The organism is Acinetobacter sp. ANC_7553, assembly GCF_056779895.1.
This window is the reverse complement of record NZ_JBWYIV010000008.1, coordinates 64,746-86,174: the sequence shown is the minus strand read 5'-3', so window position 1 is coordinate 86,174 and position 21,429 is coordinate 64,746. Positions and strand designations below refer to the sequence as shown.

Here is a 21,429-nt window from a genome sequence, read left to right as displayed (position 1 = left end):
AGATTCACTAAAAAACTAGGAATAATAATGAAAATAAAACACATTCTAGGCTCGCTGGTGACAGCGCTATGTCTAACATCTACGACAACTTATGCTACTCAAGCTCAACAGATCAAAGTCTCAAGTGTCAAATCTGATTATGCCAAAACGAAATATCCTATTGTATTCGCTCATGGAATGGTTGGATTTATACGTTTGGGCACTGAAAGTCTAGGCATGGATTACTGGTATCAAATTTTACCTGATCTAGCAAGAAACGGTGCAAACACATGGGCGGCTAGAATGTCTCCTTTCAATTCTTCTGAAGTCCGAGGTGAACAATATGTTCAACAACTTGAAGAAGTCATGGCGATTACTGGTGCTGACAAACTCAATCTGATTGGTCATAGTCATGGTGCAAACTCTGTTCGTTATGCCGCAGGTGTAATGCCTGAACATGTTGCATCGGTGATGACTGTAGCCGGTGCCAACAAAGGCACAATCATCGCGTCAGATGTATTAAAAATCGCAGATAAAACAGGAACATCAGAGCTACTGAATGTTCTCATCAGCACTTTTGGTAAAGTCATTATGTGGGCGCAAGGTCTTCCTGCTGATACGTTCCCACATGATGCGATGGCCGCTGGTGTGAGTACATCTGTTGAAGGAACTGCCTTGTTTAATCAAAAATTCCCTCTCGGTTTACCATTAACCCACTGTGGCGAAGGTGCTTATCAAGAAAAAGGAATTCATTTATATTCAATGACAGGAAACAAGCCTTTTACGAATGCCTTGGATCTAGGTGACCCTGTCATGGTTCTACTTGACCGTTTGTCGGTTCATAAAGCAGGAAAAAATGATGGCATCGTTCCAGTTTGTAGTGCCCATTTTGGTAAAACTATTCGTGATGACTTTCCGTGGAATCATTTAGATGAGGTGAACTTGCTGTTCGGAATTAAAGGACTTTTTGCTCCTGACCCAGTTGCAGTTTATAGACAGCACGCCAACCGCCTTAAATTACAAGGACTTTAAATCTCTAGCTCTTTAATTGAGCAATTGCTTTCAAATTCATTAAGCTGGATTTGAAAGCAGATTCAAATCTTCATCAAGATAGTTCATTGATCAAATCTACCTCTCTTTTTTAACCTTAAAAATTTACCATTCATCTATTCGATATTTAAAATGTGATTTACATCACTATAATCAATTTAACTCTAGGATTAGGGTTTGATAATAAAAAGTTGAGGATGATGATGAAATACAACAAAATTATGGCGTGCCTACTTACGTCTGCAGCTTGCTTAACGACTCAATTATCTAATGCTTCTGCATTAGAAGTGAAACCTGTGACCTCGACACTTGGCAAATACAATACCTACGCAAAAACTAAATACCCAATCGTATTTGCACACGGACTAACAGGATTTGTCCGTCTTGGTACAGAGAGCTTTGGTTTAGATTATTGGCACCAAATCCTGCCAGATCTAGCGCGTAATGGTGCCAATGTCTGGCCTACACGAGTATCTCCATTCAACTCCAACGAAATTCGTGGAGAGCAATTGCTTCAACAAGTTGAAGATATTTTAGCCATTACTGGTGCACAAAAAGTGAACTTAATTGGGCATAGTCAAGGTGGACCATCAATACGTTATATTGGTGGAACAATTCCTGAACATGTGGCATCCATGACCACTGTCGCTGGTGTGAATAAAGGATCACCTATGGCAGACTTTATCTTGCGTTCAGAAGGAACAGGACTTGATACTGTGCTTGCGACAGCGATGAATTTTGTCTCGGGAGCAATTGTTTGGGCACAAGGATTAAATGCGAAAAGCCTGCCACATGATTCGCTTGCCTCGGCTAAAAGTTTATCTACAGCAGGCTCATTAGCATTTACAGAACGTTTCCCTGCGGGTGTACCAACCACAAAATGTGGTGAGGGTGCATATCAAGTCAATGGCATGCGTATGTATTCATTTACTGGTAATACACCGTTTACCAATGCCCTTGATCCATCGGATTATGCAATGCAAGCGGCATCTTTCATTGTATCTAAGGAAGGTGCAAATGATGGTTTAGTCCCAGTTTGCAGTGCTCGCTTCGGACAAACGATTCGGGATGATTACCGTTGGAATCATTTAGATGAGGTCAATCAAATGATGGGGATGACTAGCATTTTTGCAGCAGATCCAGTATCGGTTTATCGACAACACGCAAATCGTTTGAAACTTCAAGGACTATAATCTTCTCAAGCCTCCATACGCTCATCACGAAATTATGGAGGCTTATCTTAAAAATTGTTCCCTAAAGTTTAAATCCACTTTTCTTTTCTTTCCTTTTGCTTCGCTATACTCTTATTGTGACAACGGAAATTGTCGAGTATTTCAATCCATCTAAGGAATAGAGATGAGAAAATTTATTTTGGGGACATGCCTCTCTTTCGCCTGTTTAATTGGCACGAGTTACGCTGCTACAACACCTGAACAAGTGACTTCAAAATTTTAAACTATCTATGCAAAAACCCAGTATCCAATCGTATTTAGTCACGGAATGTCTGGTTTTATCCGTATTGGCACTGATCCACTCGGTGTAGATTATTGGTATCAAATTTTACCTGATCTCGCCCGTAACGGTGCAAATGTATGGGCTTCCCGTGTATCGCCATTTAACTCATCAGAAATTCGGGGTGAGCAACTTTTACATCAAGTTGAAGAAGTCATTGCACTCACTGGGTCGCCTAAGGTCAATCTAATCGGTCACTCTCACGGAGGGCCCACAATTCGATATGTCGCAGGTGTAAGACCTGAATTAGTCGCATCAATGACAACGATTGGGGCGCCACATCAAGGCTCACCAGTGTCTGATTTTATATTAAAAATTCGTGATACAGCACCAATCCTTGAAACACCTATTGTGGCTGTAGTCAATCTACTGTCTAAAGCTATTATTTGGGCACAGGGACTTAATCCAGCATCCTTCCCTCATGACTCACTTGCGGGAGCCAATAGTTTGAGCTTAGCAGGATCAGCAATATTTAATCAAAAATATCCTATAGGCGTTCCTCAAAACTCATGCTCTGAAGGTTTATATCGTGAACAAGGAATATATAACTATTCCTTTACGGGTATCGGAACGGTCACAAACCCACTTGATCTAGACTCAGCTTTAAAAATTACCAGTCTATTAATTGATGGTGGTCAAGATAATGATGGCCTCGTTTCACGTTGTAGTGCGAAATTCGGTAAAACCATCCGTGATGATCTCAATTGGAATCATCTAGATGAAGTCAATCAAGTGCTTGGTTTAAAAAGTGTCTTTGCGCCAGATCCAGTCTCGATGTATCGTCAACATGCAAATCGGCTTAAACAACAAGGTCTCTAATATATTTTTTGTCTGCACTCATCTCTAGATGGGTCCAGACTGTTTAAATAGCCCTCATTAGCATGACATATCTATCCTATAAATGGGTCACCCATCCAATTTATATCAATAAATTTGCAATTTATCTATTTTTTATAGACTTAAGTCACAATTTTAGTATCTTAAATTATGGCGATGGATATCGCCTGAATCATAAAAATAAACGAATCACTGAATGAGTATCGAAAATGAAACTAAAAAAAATAGTCATGAGCCTATGCATAGGTTCATGTTTTCTTCCTGTTGCACAAGCCTCAACGCATATTAAAGATTTAGCCGTTAACCATACCGTCAAAACACCTAAATCAAATTATGCACAAACCCAATACCCTATTGTGCTTGCCCATGGCTTATTTGGCTTTGGTAGTATGGTCGGTGTTGACTACTTTTATCAGATCACTCCTGATCTTGCTCGAAATGGTGCAAACATCTGGCAAACACGTGTTTCAACGATGAACTCAAGTGAAGTGCGAGGCGAACAAGCACTGAGTCAAGTTGAAGAGATACTTGCCATTACCGGCAAGCAAAAAGTGAATTTAATCGGACATAGTCATGGTGGTCAGACTGTTCGATATATTGCAGGTGTTATACCTGATCATGTCGCATCTGTTACGACAATTGCTTCTGGAAATCAGGGAGCAAGAATGGCTGATATACTAGAAGGTATTAGTAGGTAATATTTTAGAAGCACCTGCTCGCGTGATTTTTGACAATCTGGTATCGCCAGTGATTACATTCGCATCTGGTCTTGATCCAAAAGTCTTTCCTTATGATGCTAAAGCAGCCCTACAAAGTTTAGGAACGAAAGAATCACTCAAATTTAGTCAGAATTTCCCAAATGGCGTACCTATAACCCAATGTGGCGAAGGGGCTTATCGTGTCAACAATACTCATTATTATTCATTTATGGGTAACTCTCCATTTAATACCGCTTTAGATCCATCTGATTATGGCATGTTAGCTTCTTCTCTTTTGGCTGAAAAAGATGGAGATGGAATTGTAGGGCGTTGCTCCGCTCGATTTGGCAAGGTCATTCGTGATAATTATAAATGGAATCATTTAGATGAAATTAACCATCTACTCGGTTTAAAAAGCATTTTTGCACCAAGTGCTGTAGATGTTTATCGTCAGCATGCAAATCGACTTAAACTCCAAAGGCTATAAAACCTAAACACAAAGGGTGAATTTTTCACCCTTTCTTTTCAGTTTAATAATGATCAACATTTAGTCGGATTTATCTTATTTTTGTTTAGTTTTTCTTTACAATATTTTTTGACAATAAATATTGTCTTTTTAAGGAAGAAAAAATGAAAACAAAAAAAAATGATCCCAGCACTTCTGCTAAGTCTCGTAGGTTTATCTCAACTTACATATGCTTCCGGCCTGATCGATGTCGAAGCTAAATACGTAAATACCAATTATGCGCAAACTAAGTACCCTATTGTAATGGCCCATGGCTTTGCATTAGGTTTTAGCCGCATTGGTACAGAACATTTCGGTTTAGATCAGTTCTATCAAATTACCCCTGACCTCGCACGAAATGGTGCACGTGTTTTTGTCGCTCAAATGTCTCCTGTCGAATCAACTGTGGTTCGTGGTGAGCAACTGTTACAACAAGTGGAAACAGCTTTAGCTATTACGGGTAAAGACAAGGTCAATTTGATCGGCCATAGTCATGGTGGACCTACTGTACGTTACGTTGAAGCCATTGCTCCTGAGAAAGTTGCTTCACTGACTGCTGTTGCAGGCAGCATTAAGGGCTCTCCCCTAGGAGATACTTTCGTAAATAGTAAAGTGCTTAATAGTGTAGCAAAATTAGTTATTGGTGATATTTTGGCACCTGCAATTTCAATTATGGAAGGTAATCCAAGTCTTAGCGTTAATTACGAACAATCCATGTATGATCTTTCTGTAAAAGGTTCTTTAGAATTTAATCAAAAGTTCCCTTCTGCTGCGATCCCAAAAGACTGTAATTCTAACGGTTCATCACAAACGGCTAACGGCGTATATCATTATTCTTGGATTGGTTCTTCAAAGGTGACCAATGTTCTCGATATTTTAGATACCGCAATGTTGTCTTAGGGACAGCGATTATGCCTAATGAACGCAATCACGATGGTCTCGTGCCTATTTGTAGTGCTAAATACGGCAAAGTAATTCGTGATAATTACAACTTAAATCATTTTGATGAAGTCAATCAAATACTTGGGCTTAAAGGCTTCTTTGCTCCCGATCCAGTATCAATCTTTAGACAACATGCCAATCGTTTGAAGATTCAAGGTTTGTAAGTTTTGATCATAAAAAATGCGCCAAAAGGCGCATTTTTTTGCTTCGAAGCAAGGCTAAAATTAACCTTGTTTACGAGCTGGTAACTTTTCACGAATACGTGCAGCTTTACCAGAAAGTTCACGTAGGTAATAAAGTTTAGCACGACGAACGTCACCACGACGTTTAACTTCGATTTTAGCTACAATTGGTGAATGAGTTTGGAAAACACGCTCAACACCAACACCGCTAGAAATTTTACGTACTGTGAACGCAGAGTTCAAACCACGGTTTTTCTTAGCGATTACAACGCCTTCGAACGCTTGTAGACGTTCACGGTCGCCTTCTTTTACTTTTACTTGGACAACTACTGTGTCACCTGGTGCAAAAGCTGGGATGTCTTGTTTAAGCTGAGCATTTTCTACAGCTTGTACTAAAGGATGCTTACCGCTCATGGGGTATCTCCAATATGTGTGGGTCAGAAGAGGTCTGATATCCACTGGGGCTAGAGGCTAAGGCGCATAGACCCGATTGACTTTCCCTTCATGCTTGACCGCTTCAATGCATAAAGAGCCTATTTAATACTTCAAGCAATATACTTGAGGTCATATTTGCTTAAATAAATCTAAAAGATTTATTTTTGCGAATCTTTGAGCCATTTCTTTTGCTGCTTAGTCAACTCAACTTTTTCAACCAATTCAGGTCGACGTTCAAGCGTTCGTTGATAGCGCTGCAAAAAACGCCATTTTTCAATATTTGCATGATGACCTGATTTTAGTACCTCAGGCACATCCAAACCTTCAAAATGATCAGGCTTTGTATATTGCGGACAGTCGAGTAAACCATCCACAAATGAGTCTTGAACGTGTGATTGTTCATCAGACATTGCACCCGGAAGTCTCCGAATAATACTGTCCAATAAAACCATCGCAGGCAGTTCTCCCCCAGATAAAACGTAATCCCCTATGGACCATTCCTGATCAACATATTTTTGGATCAAACGCTCATCAACACCTTCATAACGACCACACAATACAATTAATCCGTCATATTGCACGAAATCTTGTACTGAAGGTTCATTTAAGGTTTTACCTTGTGGCGACATATACACCACAGGTACATGAACAGCACCTGCTTGCGTTGCAAGCTCTTTGGCACGATGAATTGCTTTTGCCAATGGCTCAGCCATCATCACCATACCAGGACCACCACCAAATGGACGCTCATCCACTCGTTTGTAGTTCCCTGTTGCAAAATCACGAGGATTAATACAATGAATTTGCATTAAATCGCGTTTCGCTGCGCGACCGCTAATACCAAAACTTGTAATCGCTTCAAACATTTCAGGAAAAAGCGTAATGACTGCAAAAAACATCGCAGACTCCCGTATTTCCGAAAATATTAGTAATCTACGCCCCAATTGACATAGATACGACCAGTTTCGAGATCAACGCGTTGCACCACATCTTTATGCCATGGAATCATTCGCTCTTCGCCATCGACACTGTCAGCAGTTGCGCGAACTACCATCACATCGTTAGCACCTGTTTCAAACAATTCGTGGATTTGACCAAGATTGACTTCTTGCTCTTCATCATCCAGACCTAACACTGTTAGACCCTTTAGATCAGACCAATAATACTCGTCCACGCCTGGTTGAGGCAGTTGCGATTTAGAAATCCAGATATTTGCGCCAACTAAATTGTCTGCTGCAGTACGATCACTCACACCTTTCAGCGAAACAACTAAGCCTTTGCCATGTGGCTTCCAACGTTTCACATCTACAATTTGCCAACCTGCTTTGGTCTCGATGTACCAAGGCAGATAGTCAAAGATGTTGCTCATAGGTTCTGTATTGGAATAGACCCAGAGCCACCCATTTAATCCATAAGCTGAACGTAGCTGTCCAATCTGAATACGATCTTCGGGAACATTCTGTGTTGGTGTCATGGGCTAGCTTCTACCGTATTAAACAGCAGCTGCAGCTTTTTTAGCTTGAGCAGCTAATGAAGCAACACGTTCAGAAGGTTGAGCACCTTGAGCAACCCAGTGAGCGAAACGATCAGCATCTAAACGAAGTTTTTCTGCTTTACCTTGAGCTGTAGGGTTGAAGAAACCGATACGTTCGATGAAACGACCGTCACGTGCATTACGGCTATCAGTCACGATGATTTGATAGAACGGACGTTTTTTAGCACCACCGCGTGCAAGACGAATAACAACCATGATAGAACCTTATAGTTTTTACGGATTATCCCTGCACCGACCATCGATACATTTCAAACCCCTTTCATAGAGGGCAGTATTTTACGTGAACTTTGATCCGATTGAAAGCTCAAAAATTATTTATCCACATTTTTGAATTTAAATTTATTTTCCATCCCAGTTTGTACTTGAAGAAGGTGTACAAGAAGCTGCTTTCACCCAACATTTTTCATTGGCTTCATTTATGACAAAGTGACCATCTGTTTGCATCAATTTTCCACTGACAGGCACTGCACTCAACACCCAACTGTTGTTGGTTACATCTGATATACCAACCGTATAGACAGGATCATAATGCGGAACTTCAACTCGATTTTGCGCATTGGTCTGAAATCCCAATTCAGCCAACGTGACTGCTTTGCCATCCGGTTTAATATAACTGTAATTCGCAACCTGATAGTGCTGAAGTCGAGCTACAATATCTGCCAATGTGGTTTTTACTTCGACACGTTTAGTTTTACGAACATATTCTTGGTAGGACGGATAGGCAATCATGGCTAAAATTCCAATGATGACCACTGCAATCATAATCTCTACTAAAGTAAATCCTGAATTACCATTGTTTTGCATTTGCACCACATCCTGTATATGCATTGACTTCTTTTAAGTCATTTTCCACCAAATATTCTGTTTTACAACGAATACCCTGACTCGTCGCCAAAAACGCATCATAGCCTGTCTGCGTTGGTACAGCTCGAATCCCCCATGCCCGTCCCAAGCCCTGATCTGAACTTAATAAGGTTTTAGGTGTTTTTTCACTGATATCGGCAATACTAATCACATATTTTGGTTTCTTCGCATCAGGCAGGGAAATACTCGTCATTGAAGTATCTTGATCGTAGATATACTTCGCATCAAAACCTCGATAGGAAAAACTGCGACTTTTATAGCGTTCAAGTTGTTCAATAATTTTGGATACTTCTTGCTGAGCATGTGCAGCAGCATTACGTTTTAAATAACTTTGGTAAGATGGCACTGCGATTGTCATCAATATGGCAATCATCACCACAACAACCATCAACTCAATCAGCGTAAAACCTTTTTGATTCATGGTAACCACCTACTGACGCTCAAACCAGTTATAAGCTTTCAGCACTTTGGTTGTGATGTAGTTGGTATAACCACCGCCCAGCAAAGTCGTTTTCTTTTTACCATTTTGGACAATAGGTACGCTGTTTAGCTTACTAATCCCATCAGACTTAGTCTCTGAGATTTCTGCCACAATTTTATTTTGAAGATTAGACGTTGATCCAGCATCTCCACAAACACCATACGGCAAGCAAAGCTTTAAGGTACGACTTGCTCCTTTAATGCCCCCAGTACATTGGTTCGGTTGTTGTGACGACGCATCATTTGGATTGTATAAAGAAACATATAAATCTGAATGACTTGGACTATTTGCGATCGCAATATAACCATTTAATGCTTTAACTGTACCAGTATTCGCTGTTTCGTTTTTAGACGTTGTTCGTTGCAGCACATAGAACCAACCACGCTTATTACGGTTCATCAGATGTGGCACTGTTGTACCTGATAAATTAGACCATGCAGTTAAATGAGCTTCGGTAAGGTTTTGTGTTTTAGCAAAATTCGCTTGAAATAAATTCGGTTGTGCCAAGTCATAATCATGTAACACATAGACTCGATTGTCATAAATATTGCTGGTATTTAATGGAAAGCTGCGATTTCCTGACGCAATACTCACCGCACCAAATCGCTCACCATTCAGATCATGGATGGTCAAAGCAGGCATTTCATAAAAACGTTGGTGATACGCACTAAAATCAGCAAGACGTGTCACTCGTCCAAACGCGGTTGTATTCGTTCCAAGACGATTATTGAGATCGACGCGCCACACTTGCCCACCTAAATCACCAAAATATAGGTGATCGATTAAACCATCCGTATTGCGGTCAAATGCTTTAATTTGACTGACCACACTATATTTCATCTCAGCATGCTTAACATCAACACTGGTTTGATTCGATTGGTTGCCATAGCGTGCATTCCACAATAATTCGCCCGTTTCAGCATCAAAAATATAGACGCCCGCCCCTTGATTAGCTCGTTGACCAGTTAATGCAGATTGAGGCTGATAACCATCCGTTTCATAGGCCATATCATAGCCACCACCCACAATCATGACCGTTTTAACTTTGCCGTCAAAACGAATTTTAGCAATGGTAGGTTTAGACCAACTATATCCCATAGCTTTTAAGGCATCTGATTGATTTGTGCCGCTCACTGATGTTGATTTACTCTTTATCGTTCCAGAACTTGGATCAACATGGAAAAGTAATTCAGGTTGGTTCGGATTTTTCATATCCAAGGCATAATAACTACGCCCACCCATGCGCATACCACCATAAATGTTGGCTTTCGCAGCAATAAACTTATTGTTGTTCTGATCAATCTTATATTGAACATCTGAAGTCCATGATCCATCCATGCCATAAATAGGATGCGCAGATGACAATAGTGTATTGGACTGTTCAAGTAACGCGTCTCGTCGACTTGGATCTTGAACCATTTCATGAGCTAAGAAACTAAATGCCTCTTCACCAGTTTCTTGATCCACAACATGCAATAATCCTTGCATCGTCCCAAATACCACGTAATCTTTTCGATGTGTCGCATTACGGGTATTCGCTAATATAGTACCAGACCCCGCGTTATATTTTGCTTCGAGCGTCACCAACAATGGTTCCGAGTGAACAACGCCTCCCATTTGCTGCATCACCTTAAGATCTTTAACCTTATTTAGATCATTCCAAATGTATCCAGCAGGTAAGCTACTTAAGTAGTTTTTATCAAGTCGATAACCCAAAGCCGACAGTAAATAGGGTTGATATACATTTTGTCGCCACCCCGACTTGGTTGAATCAATATAGGTCGCGGCCAGCACATTCTGTGTCGTTAATTTCGTCAGTTGTCCATTCTCAGAACCTACCAATCGTTTTGCTTGATCACCCGTTGTGGCAATCGTTGCATTGGTGAATAACGGGCGCGTTTTTATTTTGTCTGTAGCAGTAAAACCTGCTAGTGGTGAAGGTGTGGCAATCCGAGAGAACACGCCCCCTTGAATTGCACTCAAACCATCATCTATTCCAGTATTGTTCCAAAAATCCTGCGTATTTGTTCGTATTGCACCTGATCGATCAAGTACCTCTTTCCCCGCACGATCAATCATCACAGCTTGAGCGTTAATACTGTATTTCTTTAAGTTCCCTAACCATAATTGATGTGTGGAAGCCAATACCGAATTTGCTGTGCTCACCTGTGGTTGAAACTGCGGTGCGAACACATAAGGATATGCTGAACTTGTTGATAAACGGTCAAATGGCACCACATAAGTACCGAAACTAGCAGCCTCAAAGTTACCGTGAGAGACGGCAACCAAGAAGGTATTCAATGCATTCTGAATATCTTCACCAGAAGTCGCTTGGGTATACCCCCCAATTTCTTGGCGAGTCCCGTAGGTATCCCCTTTACCAATCACATTCCCCAACTGTTTTAATGCTTGAGCATTCATACTATTGGAAATGTCATTTCCAGAACCTGTATAGCTACTATCAAAAGTACAATGATCGTATAGACCGTCATTGTCATAATCACGACAGGTTTCTCGTGGATGCTTTTGGAATAAGGGACCAAAACCTACAGTAGATGTATAAACACGCTTCTGATTCGCATCGCTGGTCATCTGTGTTTGATTTGCCAAACGCTGAACCATCTTACCCACACAAGCCCATGAACTACGGTTTTGCCAGGTGGTTTGATTGGCTGACACAGCATTACCAATATCATCTTCATAAAAACGATATGGCTGCGTCGCCATTTCCTTAAACTCGCCATTGAAGGTCGCGGCACCACTGGCACCTTTGGCATTACCGTAATTGTAATAGACATCTTTTAAGGGCGAGCCTTCACAAGTAAAGCTGTCATCTGCCAACGCATTTTGCATGACAGGGAGTACCGTCTTTGGTCTCAAACCAACTGGCGCCCCATCTGTTAAGAAAAAAACACCTTGCGTACTACATTGGGCATCACTGTTATTCAACTTGTTGAGTGGCGCTCTATAACTACCATCCGCTTTGCGAATGTCCGCTGGCGCAAATGATGCTCCAGATAAACCACGGCTATAATTAGAATATTTAGATGAAGGAAGTAAATCGATGCCTTTTAGGTTAGCCCCAAAGGTACGATTTCCAAGTAAATACGCATAAGTTTCTGAGAGTAATAGTGGTGTGGGCGTACTACCTACGGCTCCAATACTATTAATTTTATTGATTAAATCCGTACGGTGAGCAGGTGTAAGTTGTTTTGCTTCTAGTAAGATTTTAGATGAACGAGCATTTTCACCATAGCTTAACCAATCTTCTGTTGTCCCTATTTCACCCGTTGACGTAAACACCGATACCCCAATATAAACATTATCTGGAATACGATAATTTCCTGATAAGTCCTTTGCATTTAAGGCATCTACCAATGAGTTTTTTAATGCATTCAAACGGCTAACACTTTGACCTTTATAAGTTGCATCTACTGCACTCATACTCATCGAGTTATCAATCGCCAACATGATAATCGGATTATTTTTTGCTACAGGATTTTGATAAATTTGTAGATCACTGGCACTCAATTGCATTGGGATCGCACCCAATGCCATCACGACTGCAATACTTTGCGCAATCATCTTTTTTGTAAAATGATTCTTTATATTTTTATTCACAATACATCCCCATTAAGATTCAGCGCGCTGATAAGCATCAAAAATGTAACTTTGAATTTGGGTGTTATACGGCACACCAATATCCTTTAAACAGGACGAAATGGTTTGTGCATTACCCACCAATGGTGCTGTATGTGGTCGGCGCAAACAAAGATGGATTTCATCCGTTAAATCTGTCGAAGACAATGCGGGTAAGAGCGATGTTGAATAGACTGTTATTTTTTTAGTATCAGAAGGTTGTCCTATACTTTCAGTGTCAGTTCCAACGTTTGCGTTTGAAAGTGGGATATCATGATCACTGTCTGATGGAGGGCTTACGATTACAGACACCTGAGTTAATTGCGCCTTACGAGCACTGGCATAATCCCCATCGTTTGATAAGGAACAAAACCCAGAAACACCATCGACTGAGACATCACTCATTGCTTCATTCCAACGCAATACACTACTGTTGGAAACATTAAACATCGCACTATTGGATTGGTTTCTAAAACAGAATACGACTTCGTCACCTTCATTCTGAATCGAGTAACCAATTAAGCTCAGAGGGTTACCACTGGAGGCAGCATAGCCGCCATGCCCCAATCGATAAAAAACAGTATCGGAAGATTGCATTAACAATTGTTGCGCTTGGCTGTTGGTGGTGATATTCAAACTCACCATACTTTGTCGAATCGCCCAAGTACCAATAATGGTGAGTAGAACTAACATAATCAGTACCACAATCAGCGTTGCACCACGTTGATGTTGAATCATAAGCCCTCCGCTGAATCCATCACACTCATACCATTTCGAATCGCGATCGTTTGTGTAATGACTTGTCGAATAAATTTAGTCGCGACGGTTTTTTGTGCTTTTTTTAATTTTACTTTTTGATCAAGAACTTCAAATTCTTGATGAGGAGAAATTGCTTGATTTTGACCTACATTTTCAGATGACCTTACTAATAAACCCACCTGTATTGAATTAATGCGTGGACGTGGATAAACATTGAGCTTTTTATAATCTTCAATACTTATATATCTTTGCTGTGCCGTATTATCGTCATTAGAAATCCCCAACAAATAGTGAAAGTGATCAACACGATGCATCAAAATTTCACCATTCGTTGTTCCAAAGACAGTCTGTTTATTATTAAAATTTTTTAAAATTTGAGTGCTGTTACGCGTGTACCACCCTGCTTCACAGGCCAAGACCAATGCATCGTGTGGTTCTTTTTGAATATTTGCATTTGCATCTTTACGTAGAAAAAAACGTTGAACAATATATCGTCCAGCATCGTAATTATTACCTTCACAATCCACACCTTGTGTATCAGCATAAAACTGCATGACCAATTGGTCGCTCATTCCCGCTTGAGCAGGTTGTGAAGATTCAGCTGAAACCAACTCTATATTACTCGGCATACCAGATTGCGATACAGGCACAACCTCCGTATTTGGAATATTTCGTGAAATATTGACGGGAATATTGGTCGCATTAAATGCCAAATCACCAGATGTAGGCACCACTGGAGACTGAGCTGAAGTGATAACAATGCCACCATGCGTCAAACGATCATTAATGATATTTACTTGACCATAATTTGCTTTACGAATTTCATAAGTGAGAAAACGCAGACCAAAGTTGCCGTTATCTTGAACCTCCGACATTCCTTTCTGCATCGTGAATCCCATCTGCCCTGTAAAAAACAGATGTACCGCAGCAGCGGTAATCAACAATCCAAGCACTAAAGCGATCATAAGCTCGACTAGCGTCAAACCTTTTTGCGTATACCTACGATGCTGCATCAATAAAGCTCCATAACGATGCATTGCGCTTTTGGTAAATAACTTCCACCATGGGTACATGCATCTTTTGCAGAAGCATCATCGATAGGTTTTGTTTTTCCCCATGCTACATAAATGCATCGGCGAGATTGCAAATTATTACTGACTTGGCAATTCGGCATTTTGATACTCATACCAAGACCATTGGCATTTTTTATTATCTGGGCAGCATCATAATGGGCAAAATCGGCTGCTTGGACACATGGATTCGTCGTTCCTTTTTGCACACATGATTTGGCTGTAGTTGTTTGTTTTTCTGCATTTATTCTAGCTTGATACTGAGTATAAGCATTTGAGTTCGCACGTATCTTCTCAGATAAGTCACGCGCTAAATTCATGGCTTGTAATTTAGACATTGCTTCATGTGAAGCATCAATTGCGCGCATTTGTAAAAATGAAAACCCCAATACCCCAATGGCCAAAACCAATAAGGCAACTAGAATTTCAATCATTCCTACCCCCTGTTGCGCAGCACGCATCAGCATGTCCCCTCTGCTTTTAAATATTGTGTTCCCATTCTTGTAATTGCTATCGTTTTAGAAACACCTAACACCTTATTACAAATAGAAAAATTTATGTCAGATGTAAAGTCAGAAATTCCCCCATCCATCCAGAATGTGACTTTTTCTTGTGATGAAGTCAATTTATTTTGCGCTTTGGGTGTCCAATGAAAGATTGTACTGCTATCTGCTTGATTCGACTGAAGATCTACAGTCACATCTTTTCTTAACAATGTTGCTTGATTACGCGCCATCATCAGCACGCTTGATAATTCACGCACATCTGAATTTAGGCGATATTGCGCAACAATATTTTTAAAAGATGGAATAGCCATGGTTGCTGTGATTGATAACACAATTGTGGTAATCAACAGCTCAATAATGGTAAAGCCCCGTTGTAAGTCTTTCATATTCAAACTTTTGTATTTATTTATTAATGTTACAAAAGTAATATTTTATAATTATAAAGCCAACACAGTCATGACAAATGGTATTAAAATGAGGATAAGATCACACTTTTGAAATCTGTTCACTTATCCTGCTATGTCATTGATAATTCATTATTAAGCTTGAGTAACTTGAATTCTCAATTCTTTAGGCAAGCTAAAGGTTATATTCTCCTCTCGCCCATTTAATTCCTGTGGTGACGTAGCGCCCCAATCTTGTAGACGCTGAATCACTTGTTTAATCAAAATTTCAGGTGCTGAAGCACCTGCGGTAACACCAATTTTAGTGGTTTCAGCAAACCATTCTTTTTTCAGCTCATCCGCATTATCCACGAGATAAGCATGCTTACCCATTCGCTCTGCCAATTCGCGAAGACGATTAGAGTTCGAAGAGTTTGGAGAACCAACCACTAAAACGACATCACATTGAGTCGCTAAATCACGGACCGCATCTTGACGGTTTTGAGTTGCATAACAGATATCATCTTTACGTGGCCCTTGGATGGCTGGGAATTTAGCACGTAAAGCATCAATGACTTTTGCAGTATCATCAATTGAAAGTGTCGTTTGAGTGACAAATGCTAACTTATTAGGATTATTCACCTGTAAAGCAGCAACATCATCCTCATCTTCAACCAGATAAATTGCACCACCATTTTTCAGATCATATTGACCCATGGTGCCTTCAACTTCAGGATGCCCTTCATGACCAATCAGAATGGCTTCAATCCCTTCACGCGCATATTTTGTGACTTCGATATGCACTTTTGTCACGAGAGGACACGTGGCATCAAATACTTTTAGTCCACGGCGCTCAGCTTCTTGCTGCACAGCTTTTGATACACCATGTGCACTAAAAATCACGATATTGTCATCAGGAACTTCATCTAATTCATCTACAAAAATTGCACCACGTTGGCGTAAATCGTCCACAACAAATTTGTTATGTACCACTTCATGACGAACGTAAATGGGAGGATTAAAGCTTTCAAGTGCACGATTAACGATCGCAATAGCGCGGTCTACACCAGCACAGAAACCACGTGGATTAGCTAAAACAATTTCCATAAGACCCTCAAACGATCGCTAAAATTTGGTCAATGAATCAGAATATTTTTTAAAACAAATGCGAATTGCTATTTAGTTTAAAAGCACTCTGCTCTAAAATAGAGAAGATATTTTATCATATCAGGAAAAATATCATGTCGGGTCTCTTGTTTGTCGTTTCAGCTGCTTCTGGAACTGGCAAAACATCATTAGTTAAAGCCCTACTTGAGCGCGTAAGCAATTTACACGTTTCTGTTTCACACACTACTCGAGGTCAACGTCCTGGTGAATTAGATGGTGTGCATTATCACTTTACCAGCAAAGAATCTTTCATTGAGCAAGTGAATCAAGGTGGTTTCATCGAATACGCGGAAGTTTTCGGTAACTACTACGGCACTTCACAAGCGACTGTAAAAGAACAACTTGCAAAAGGTCATGATGTTTTACTTGAAATTGATTGGCAAGGTGCAGAACAGGTTCGCAAACTTTTTCCTGAATCAAAACAAATTTTCATTCTTCCACCTACTCAATTTGATCTTCGCCAACGCCTATCAAACCGCGGTACAGATTCTGTTGAAGTGATTGAACATCGCTTAAGTTGTGCGGTAGAAGATATGCAACAGTACGTAAACTTCGATTACATCATCTTGAATGATGATTTTAATAAAGCTTTACATGATCTTGAGTCTGTCATTAATGCGAACCGTCTTTCATTATCACAACAGGCTCACCGACATAAAGATTTAATTCAAAAATTAATCACACCGAATTCGTGATTAAACTTGAGTCTATAGACAAAGCATTTTATACTGCGCAGTCTGTTAAAAAATTTCATACATACGAGAACTCTTATGGCACGCGTAACCGTTGAAGATTGTTTAGACCATGTAGACAACCGCTTTGAGCTTGTACTAGTGGCAAGCAAACGCGCGCGTCAACTTGCTCGTCAAGGTATCGAACCAACTGTAGAATGGGACAATGACAAACCAACAGTGGTTGCTTTACGTGAAATCGCTGAAGGTCATGTCACTAAAGATATCTTGAAACAGCGTGAGCAAGATTATCAAACGTCTAGCTTAGATTTAGCACTTTCTGCAAATAACTTAAACTTAGATGGTTTTTCTTTCCAATAAGCTTAAGCCCTGCATTTAAAAGAGCCTAGTCCAATGACTAGGCTTTTTTATTGAATTTTTTTAGAGAATGATTCGACAAAATTGAAAAAATTTGTTAAAAAAATTAGAGCTATTCTCTATTTAAAAATAGAGCATTGTAGCAATATGAATTTTTAGTAAAGTCTTTTACTTTTTACTCTCTTCCACGGATTCAAAGGTGTAGTATGCCAGGCCCATTGGTCAGCCAAGCTAAGCAACAGCTAAAAGTCATCATCGACGCGTATTTATCTGAAAAGGACGTCGACAGAGTACTTGTGGCCTGCGATTATGCTGACATGGCGCATGATGGTATTACACGCAAAAGCGGTGAACCCTATATTCTGCATCCGATAGCCGTAAGTTGTATTCTGGCGCATATGCGCCTAGACCCAGAAACGTTAATGGCAGCACTACTGCACGATGTTATTGAAGATACCGACTTTAGCAAAGAAGACATTACTGAAAAATTTGGCAAAACAGTGGCTGAGCTGGTCGATGGTGTTACGAAATTAAGCCACTCTAGTGACAAAGAATATAATAAAGCAGCCTCATTCCGAAAAATCCTACAAGCCACGTTACAAGATCCTCGTGTGATCATCATTAAACTTTCAGACCGTTACCACAATATGACGACTTTGGAAGCTTTAAGACCGGATAAACGTGCCCGTATTGCGCAAGAAACTTTTGATATATTCGTGCCAATGGCGCGTTTGGTCGGCATGAATGAAATGGCTGACAACCTTGAACACCTCTGCTATCAAAATCTTGATTTAGATATGTTCAATGATGTTCAAGATGCTTTGGCGCAAACCAAACCGCAGCGCTGTAAGTACCAAGCCATTTGGGAAAAGCATTTGAGTGACCTCTTGGAAAACTCCAATATTCCTGGGCGGATTAAAAAGAAAAACAATAACATTGAATTGCTACGCCATTTTGTTAAAAACGAAATTAACCTTCAAGAACTCACACATAGTCATGCGTTTGAAATCGTACTCCAGACCATTGCCGATTGCGATCGTTTAGTTGAGTTACTAAAAGATAACTTCCAAGTTTTAAATTACCAAGATCATATCCGCCGCCCTCTCCCTGGTGGCAATCAATCCTTGATGCTGCGTTTGAAAGGCGAGAAAACAACGCTTTCGCTCACCATACAAACTGAACTTATGCGTAAGGCTGCGCGATTTGGGGTAGTATTAGGTGAAAATGCTCCTCAAACATGCCGATCTGCCATTCAGGCATCTATGCAGAATTTGCATACCTTAGTCGGTGGCGACTGTGCAAAGACCACGTTTAATGATCTATTGGATTATCTACATCAAGAAAAAATATGGGTCTATACTCCTCAAGGTCACTTACATGAGTTACCACAAGGAGCGACAGCAGTAGATTTCGCTTACTCTGCAAGCTTGTTCTTAGGTAACCATGCAGTAGGCTGTAAAATTGATGGTGAAATCAAACCGCTTTCTACACCACTCTCCAGTGGTCAAGTCATTGAGGTGATTACAGATGTTCTCGCTTCACCCAACCCTGATTGGCTGAGCTTTATCAACACTCAAAAAGCGAGACGCTCTATTCAAAATATTTTGCGAGACCAAGATATTGATGAACAGCGCCTCGTCGGTCAACAAGCCTTAAATCGTGCATTAAAGTTATTTAATACCTCTATTCATGATTTAACCGATCAAAATTGGACTGAACTATTACAATGGCGCCATATTCCAAGCAAGAATCAACTTTTTGAACAAATTGCTGTAGGTGATTTGCTCCCACAACTTGTGGCGAACCATCTCTTTGCTCAAGATCATCATCAAGATCAAGCATCAAGTCGCCTGATCTTAGGTACTGATGGTGTAGATGTAAAATATGCCCATTGTTGTAATGCAGTGCTAGGCGATCCTATTCAGGGACATTTATCTCGCCGCGGTCTTATTGTTCACCGTGCTCGCTGTAAGAACCTTCTACACGAACAACAGTTACACCCTGAAAATATTATGCCGTTGCACTGGAAAGATGAAGGTGAATCAGAAATCAACTTCAATGCTTACTTGTGTATCGATCTATTATTAAGTGATGAGCAAATTTCACAACTGATTTATATCTGTCGTAAATCAAAAATCGGAATCGAGTCCGTTCGACAATACGAATCAAAAACCTATCTGAGTATTGTTGTTCATAGTCGTCAGCAAATTGCGCAAATCATTCGTGAACTCCGCATGCAATTTGGTTTTCCGCGTATTTCACGCATGTCAGCCCCTCTTGCCGTTGAAGAAGTCTCACAAGCCTGCTAAACAAATACAGATTAGAGCTTTCACCTATAGTGTTCATCCTTTATGATGAAGCTAGATTTGAATAATGGAGAAATAGATGTCCCGCCAAGTCATTCATACTGAAAATGCACCTGCTGCAATTGGTACTTACTCTCAAGCCATTCTTGTCGGCGATACACTTTATCTTTCAGGACAAATTGGATTAGATCCATATAGCATGGAATTGGTTGAGGGCATTGAAGCTCAAATTCGTCGTGTTTTTGATAATCTAAAAGCAGTTTGTGAAGCTGCTGGTGGTTCTTTAGCTGATATTGCCAAACTGAATATTTTCCTCACTGATTTATCTCACTTTCAATTGGTAAACCAAATTATGGGTGAATATTTCGCTCAGCCGTATCCAGCGCGTGCAGCATTAGGCGTTGCAAGTTTACCTAAAGGCGCACTGGTTGAAATGGATGGTGTTGTGATTATTTCTAAATAATTTCAATATCTTAAAAAATACCACCTATGAGGTGGTATTTTTTTATCTAGAAAATCGATGAATTAAACAGCATTTTTAAATGAATTTCATTGACAAACGATAATAATTATCAATAATATCAACTATCGCATTTATCCTTGTGGTTGAGCAGAAATGTACGTTTGTTTATGTCGTGGAATTACAGATCAAGATATTAAAGATGCTATGGCAAATGGCGCTGAATCTTATCGTGAAATTCGTGACTTGCTTGATCTAGGCACTTGTTGCGGACGCTGTGTTCCTGAAGCACGCAGTATTATTAATGAAGAACTTGCTGAAATAGCTGCCAGAATTTCAATCGCCGCTTAATTCAGAATGTGCTAAAAATAATAAGAACTCATTCTATAACTATAATTCAGATTTCCAATTTCTCCCCCCGCTTTGACTCAGCGGGGTTATTTTTTGAAAAAGTGTATTTGATTGCGATTTTCATTTGCTGTTCAATAAATTACTCGTCAGACTTTAGCAAGTTGGGTTAAGATAATCTCTATCGATAGCCTTCTATGATAGGCTGAATTTTGAGTTTGGAGCTAAGATCATGAAAGGCAACCGTGACGTTATTCATCAGTTAAATCAGGTGCTTTACCACCATCTTACAGCCATCAACCAATATTTCTTACATTCACGTATGTTTAATGATTGGGGCATCGAACAACTCGGTTCAGCGGAATATAAAGAATCTATCCGTCAAATGAAGCATGCAGATAAAATCATTGAGCGCATTTTATTTTTAGAAGGTCTTCCAAATCTACAACATCTGGGTAAGCTCTATATTGGTCAACACACCATTGAAGTGCTGCAATGCGATGTTCGGAAAGTCAAAGAAAATATTGAAACGATTCAAACTGCTGTGAAATTAGCAGAAGAACAACTCGATTATGTTACACGTGATTTAGTACAAGAGATTCTAGAAAAAGAAGAAGAGTATTTAGATTGGGCGACCACTCAACTCGATCTTGTCGATCAAGTTGGTGTAGAGAATTATATTCAAAGCCAAATTTAATGATT

20 protein-coding genes and 3 pseudogenes are annotated in these 21,429 nt (G+C 40.0%); 11 read left to right on the top strand and 12 right to left on the bottom strand.

The features are described 5' to 3' along the window. Positions 1–27: 27 nt before the first annotated feature. The 5 genes and pseudogenes from AC1M9I_RS07955 (at position 28) to AC1M9I_RS07935 (ending at position 5,687) form a co-directional block, all read left to right on the top strand. A complete protein-coding gene (locus tag AC1M9I_RS07955) occupies positions 28–1,011 on the top strand; it encodes an esterase/lipase family protein (RefSeq protein WP_180028914.1) in 984 nt (327 codons plus the stop codon). 221 nt (positions 1,012–1,232) lie between these two features. Next, positions 1,233–2,222, top strand: a complete 990-nt coding sequence (locus AC1M9I_RS07950; protein WP_081403225.1) for a lipase family alpha/beta hydrolase — start codon at positions 1,233–1,235, stop codon at positions 2,220–2,222. Positions 2,223–2,385: 163 nt separating this feature from the next. Beyond that, a pseudogene (locus AC1M9I_RS07945) lies at positions 2,386–3,360 on the top strand (lipase family alpha/beta hydrolase). 227 nt (positions 3,361–3,587) lie between these two features. Continuing rightward, positions 3,588–4,563 (top strand): annotated as a pseudogene (locus AC1M9I_RS07940) (lipase family alpha/beta hydrolase). 159 nt (positions 4,564–4,722) lie between these two features. Then, positions 4,723–5,687, top strand: a pseudogene (locus AC1M9I_RS07935) (esterase/lipase family protein). A gap of 60 nt (positions 5,688–5,747) precedes the next feature. Here the strand turns inward: AC1M9I_RS07935 and rplS are convergent. The 12 genes from rplS to ispH form a co-directional block, all read right to left on the bottom strand. Then, entirely contained in the window at positions 5,748–6,119 is a 372-nt protein-coding gene (rplS, locus tag AC1M9I_RS07930) for a 50S ribosomal protein L19 (protein WP_004787066.1), read from the bottom strand. 179 nt (positions 6,120–6,298) lie between these two features. Next, complete coding sequence (gene trmD / locus AC1M9I_RS07925) at positions 6,299–7,039, bottom strand: tRNA (guanosine(37)-N1)-methyltransferase TrmD (protein WP_092766672.1); 741 nt, start codon at positions 7,037–7,039, stop codon at positions 6,299–6,301. A gap of 26 nt (positions 7,040–7,065) precedes the next feature. Beyond that, the gene (gene rimM, locus AC1M9I_RS07920) at positions 7,066–7,614 is read right to left on the bottom strand and encodes a ribosome maturation factor RimM (protein WP_035264305.1); all 549 of its coding nucleotides are present in this window, start codon (positions 7,612–7,614) and stop codon (positions 7,066–7,068) included. An 18-nt stretch (positions 7,615–7,632) separates the two neighbouring features. Then, positions 7,633–7,890 (bottom strand): 30S ribosomal protein S16, encoded by a 258-nt coding sequence (gene rpsP / locus AC1M9I_RS07915; RefSeq protein ID WP_035264308.1) that lies wholly within the window; start codon positions 7,888–7,890, stop codon positions 7,633–7,635. Positions 7,891–8,034: 144 nt separating this feature from the next. Next, positions 8,035–8,499, bottom strand: coding sequence for a type IV pilin protein (locus AC1M9I_RS07910; protein ID WP_481610887.1), 465 nt, complete (start codon positions 8,497–8,499; stop codon positions 8,035–8,037). Then, positions 8,483–8,980 carry a type IV pilin protein gene (locus tag AC1M9I_RS07905; protein WP_481594822.1) on the bottom strand — a complete coding sequence of 166 codons (498 nt, stop codon included), beginning with the start codon at positions 8,978–8,980 and terminating at the stop codon, positions 8,483–8,485. Before AC1M9I_RS07905 ends, AC1M9I_RS07910 begins: the two co-directional genes overlap by 17 nt. Positions 8,981–8,989: 9 nt before the next feature. Then, the gene (locus tag AC1M9I_RS07900) at positions 8,990–12,661 is read right to left on the bottom strand and encodes a PilC/PilY family type IV pilus protein (RefSeq protein WP_481594821.1); all 3,672 of its coding nucleotides are present in this window, start codon (positions 12,659–12,661) and stop codon (positions 8,990–8,992) included. Between the two features lie 12 nt (positions 12,662–12,673). Beyond that, positions 12,674–13,417, bottom strand: coding sequence for a pilus assembly PilX family protein (locus AC1M9I_RS07895; RefSeq protein ID WP_081403224.1), 744 nt, complete (start codon positions 13,415–13,417; stop codon positions 12,674–12,676). Then, complete coding sequence (locus AC1M9I_RS07890; RefSeq protein WP_035264319.1) at positions 13,414–14,451, bottom strand: PilW family protein; 1,038 nt, start codon at positions 14,449–14,451, stop codon at positions 13,414–13,416. Before AC1M9I_RS07890 ends, AC1M9I_RS07895 begins: the two co-directional genes overlap by 4 nt. Beyond that, positions 14,451–14,975: a type IV pilus modification protein PilV gene (gene pilV, locus AC1M9I_RS07885; RefSeq protein ID WP_481594820.1), complete on the bottom strand. Its 525-nt coding sequence runs from the start codon at positions 14,973–14,975 to the stop codon at positions 14,451–14,453. Before pilV ends, AC1M9I_RS07890 begins: the two co-directional genes overlap by 1 nt. Continuing rightward, the gene (locus tag AC1M9I_RS07880; protein WP_481594819.1) at positions 14,969–15,400 is read right to left on the bottom strand and encodes a pilus assembly FimT family protein; all 432 of its coding nucleotides are present in this window, start codon (positions 15,398–15,400) and stop codon (positions 14,969–14,971) included. The genes pilV and AC1M9I_RS07880 overlap by 7 nt, the downstream gene beginning before the upstream one ends. Before the next feature lie 153 nt (positions 15,401–15,553). Continuing rightward, on the bottom strand, positions 15,554–16,504 hold the full coding sequence (gene ispH, locus AC1M9I_RS07875) for a 4-hydroxy-3-methylbut-2-enyl diphosphate reductase (protein WP_092766665.1): 951 nt from the start codon (positions 16,502–16,504) through the stop codon (positions 15,554–15,556). Positions 16,505–16,638: 134 nt separating this feature from the next. On the opposite strand from ispH, the gene gmk reads away from it, so the two are divergent. From gmk to bfr, 6 genes are all read left to right on the top strand, one after another. Continuing rightward, positions 16,639–17,259: a guanylate kinase gene (gene gmk / locus AC1M9I_RS07870; RefSeq protein ID WP_035264330.1), complete on the top strand. Its 621-nt coding sequence runs from the start codon at positions 16,639–16,641 to the stop codon at positions 17,257–17,259. A gap of 75 nt (positions 17,260–17,334) precedes the next feature. Continuing rightward, positions 17,335–17,616, top strand: a complete 282-nt coding sequence (gene rpoZ, locus AC1M9I_RS07865) for a DNA-directed RNA polymerase subunit omega (RefSeq protein ID WP_035264331.1) — start codon at positions 17,335–17,337, stop codon at positions 17,614–17,616. A gap of 203 nt (positions 17,617–17,819) precedes the next feature. Then, positions 17,820–19,922, top strand: a complete 2,103-nt coding sequence (locus AC1M9I_RS07860) for a RelA/SpoT family protein (protein WP_481593371.1) — start codon at positions 17,820–17,822, stop codon at positions 19,920–19,922. Positions 19,923–19,998: 76 nt separating this feature from the next. Next, entirely contained in the window at positions 19,999–20,382 is a 384-nt protein-coding gene (locus AC1M9I_RS07855; RefSeq protein ID WP_035264336.1) for a RidA family protein, read from the top strand. Positions 20,383–20,535: 153 nt separating this feature from the next. Further along, positions 20,536–20,730, top strand: a complete 195-nt coding sequence (locus AC1M9I_RS07850; protein WP_035264349.1) for a bacterioferritin-associated ferredoxin — start codon at positions 20,536–20,538, stop codon at positions 20,728–20,730. A 229-nt stretch (positions 20,731–20,959) separates the two neighbouring features. Then, on the top strand, positions 20,960–21,424 hold the full coding sequence (bfr, locus tag AC1M9I_RS07845) for a heteropolymeric bacterioferritin subunit Bfr (RefSeq protein ID WP_035264352.1): 465 nt from the start codon (positions 20,960–20,962) through the stop codon (positions 21,422–21,424). The last annotated feature ends 5 nt before the right edge of the window (positions 21,425–21,429 follow it).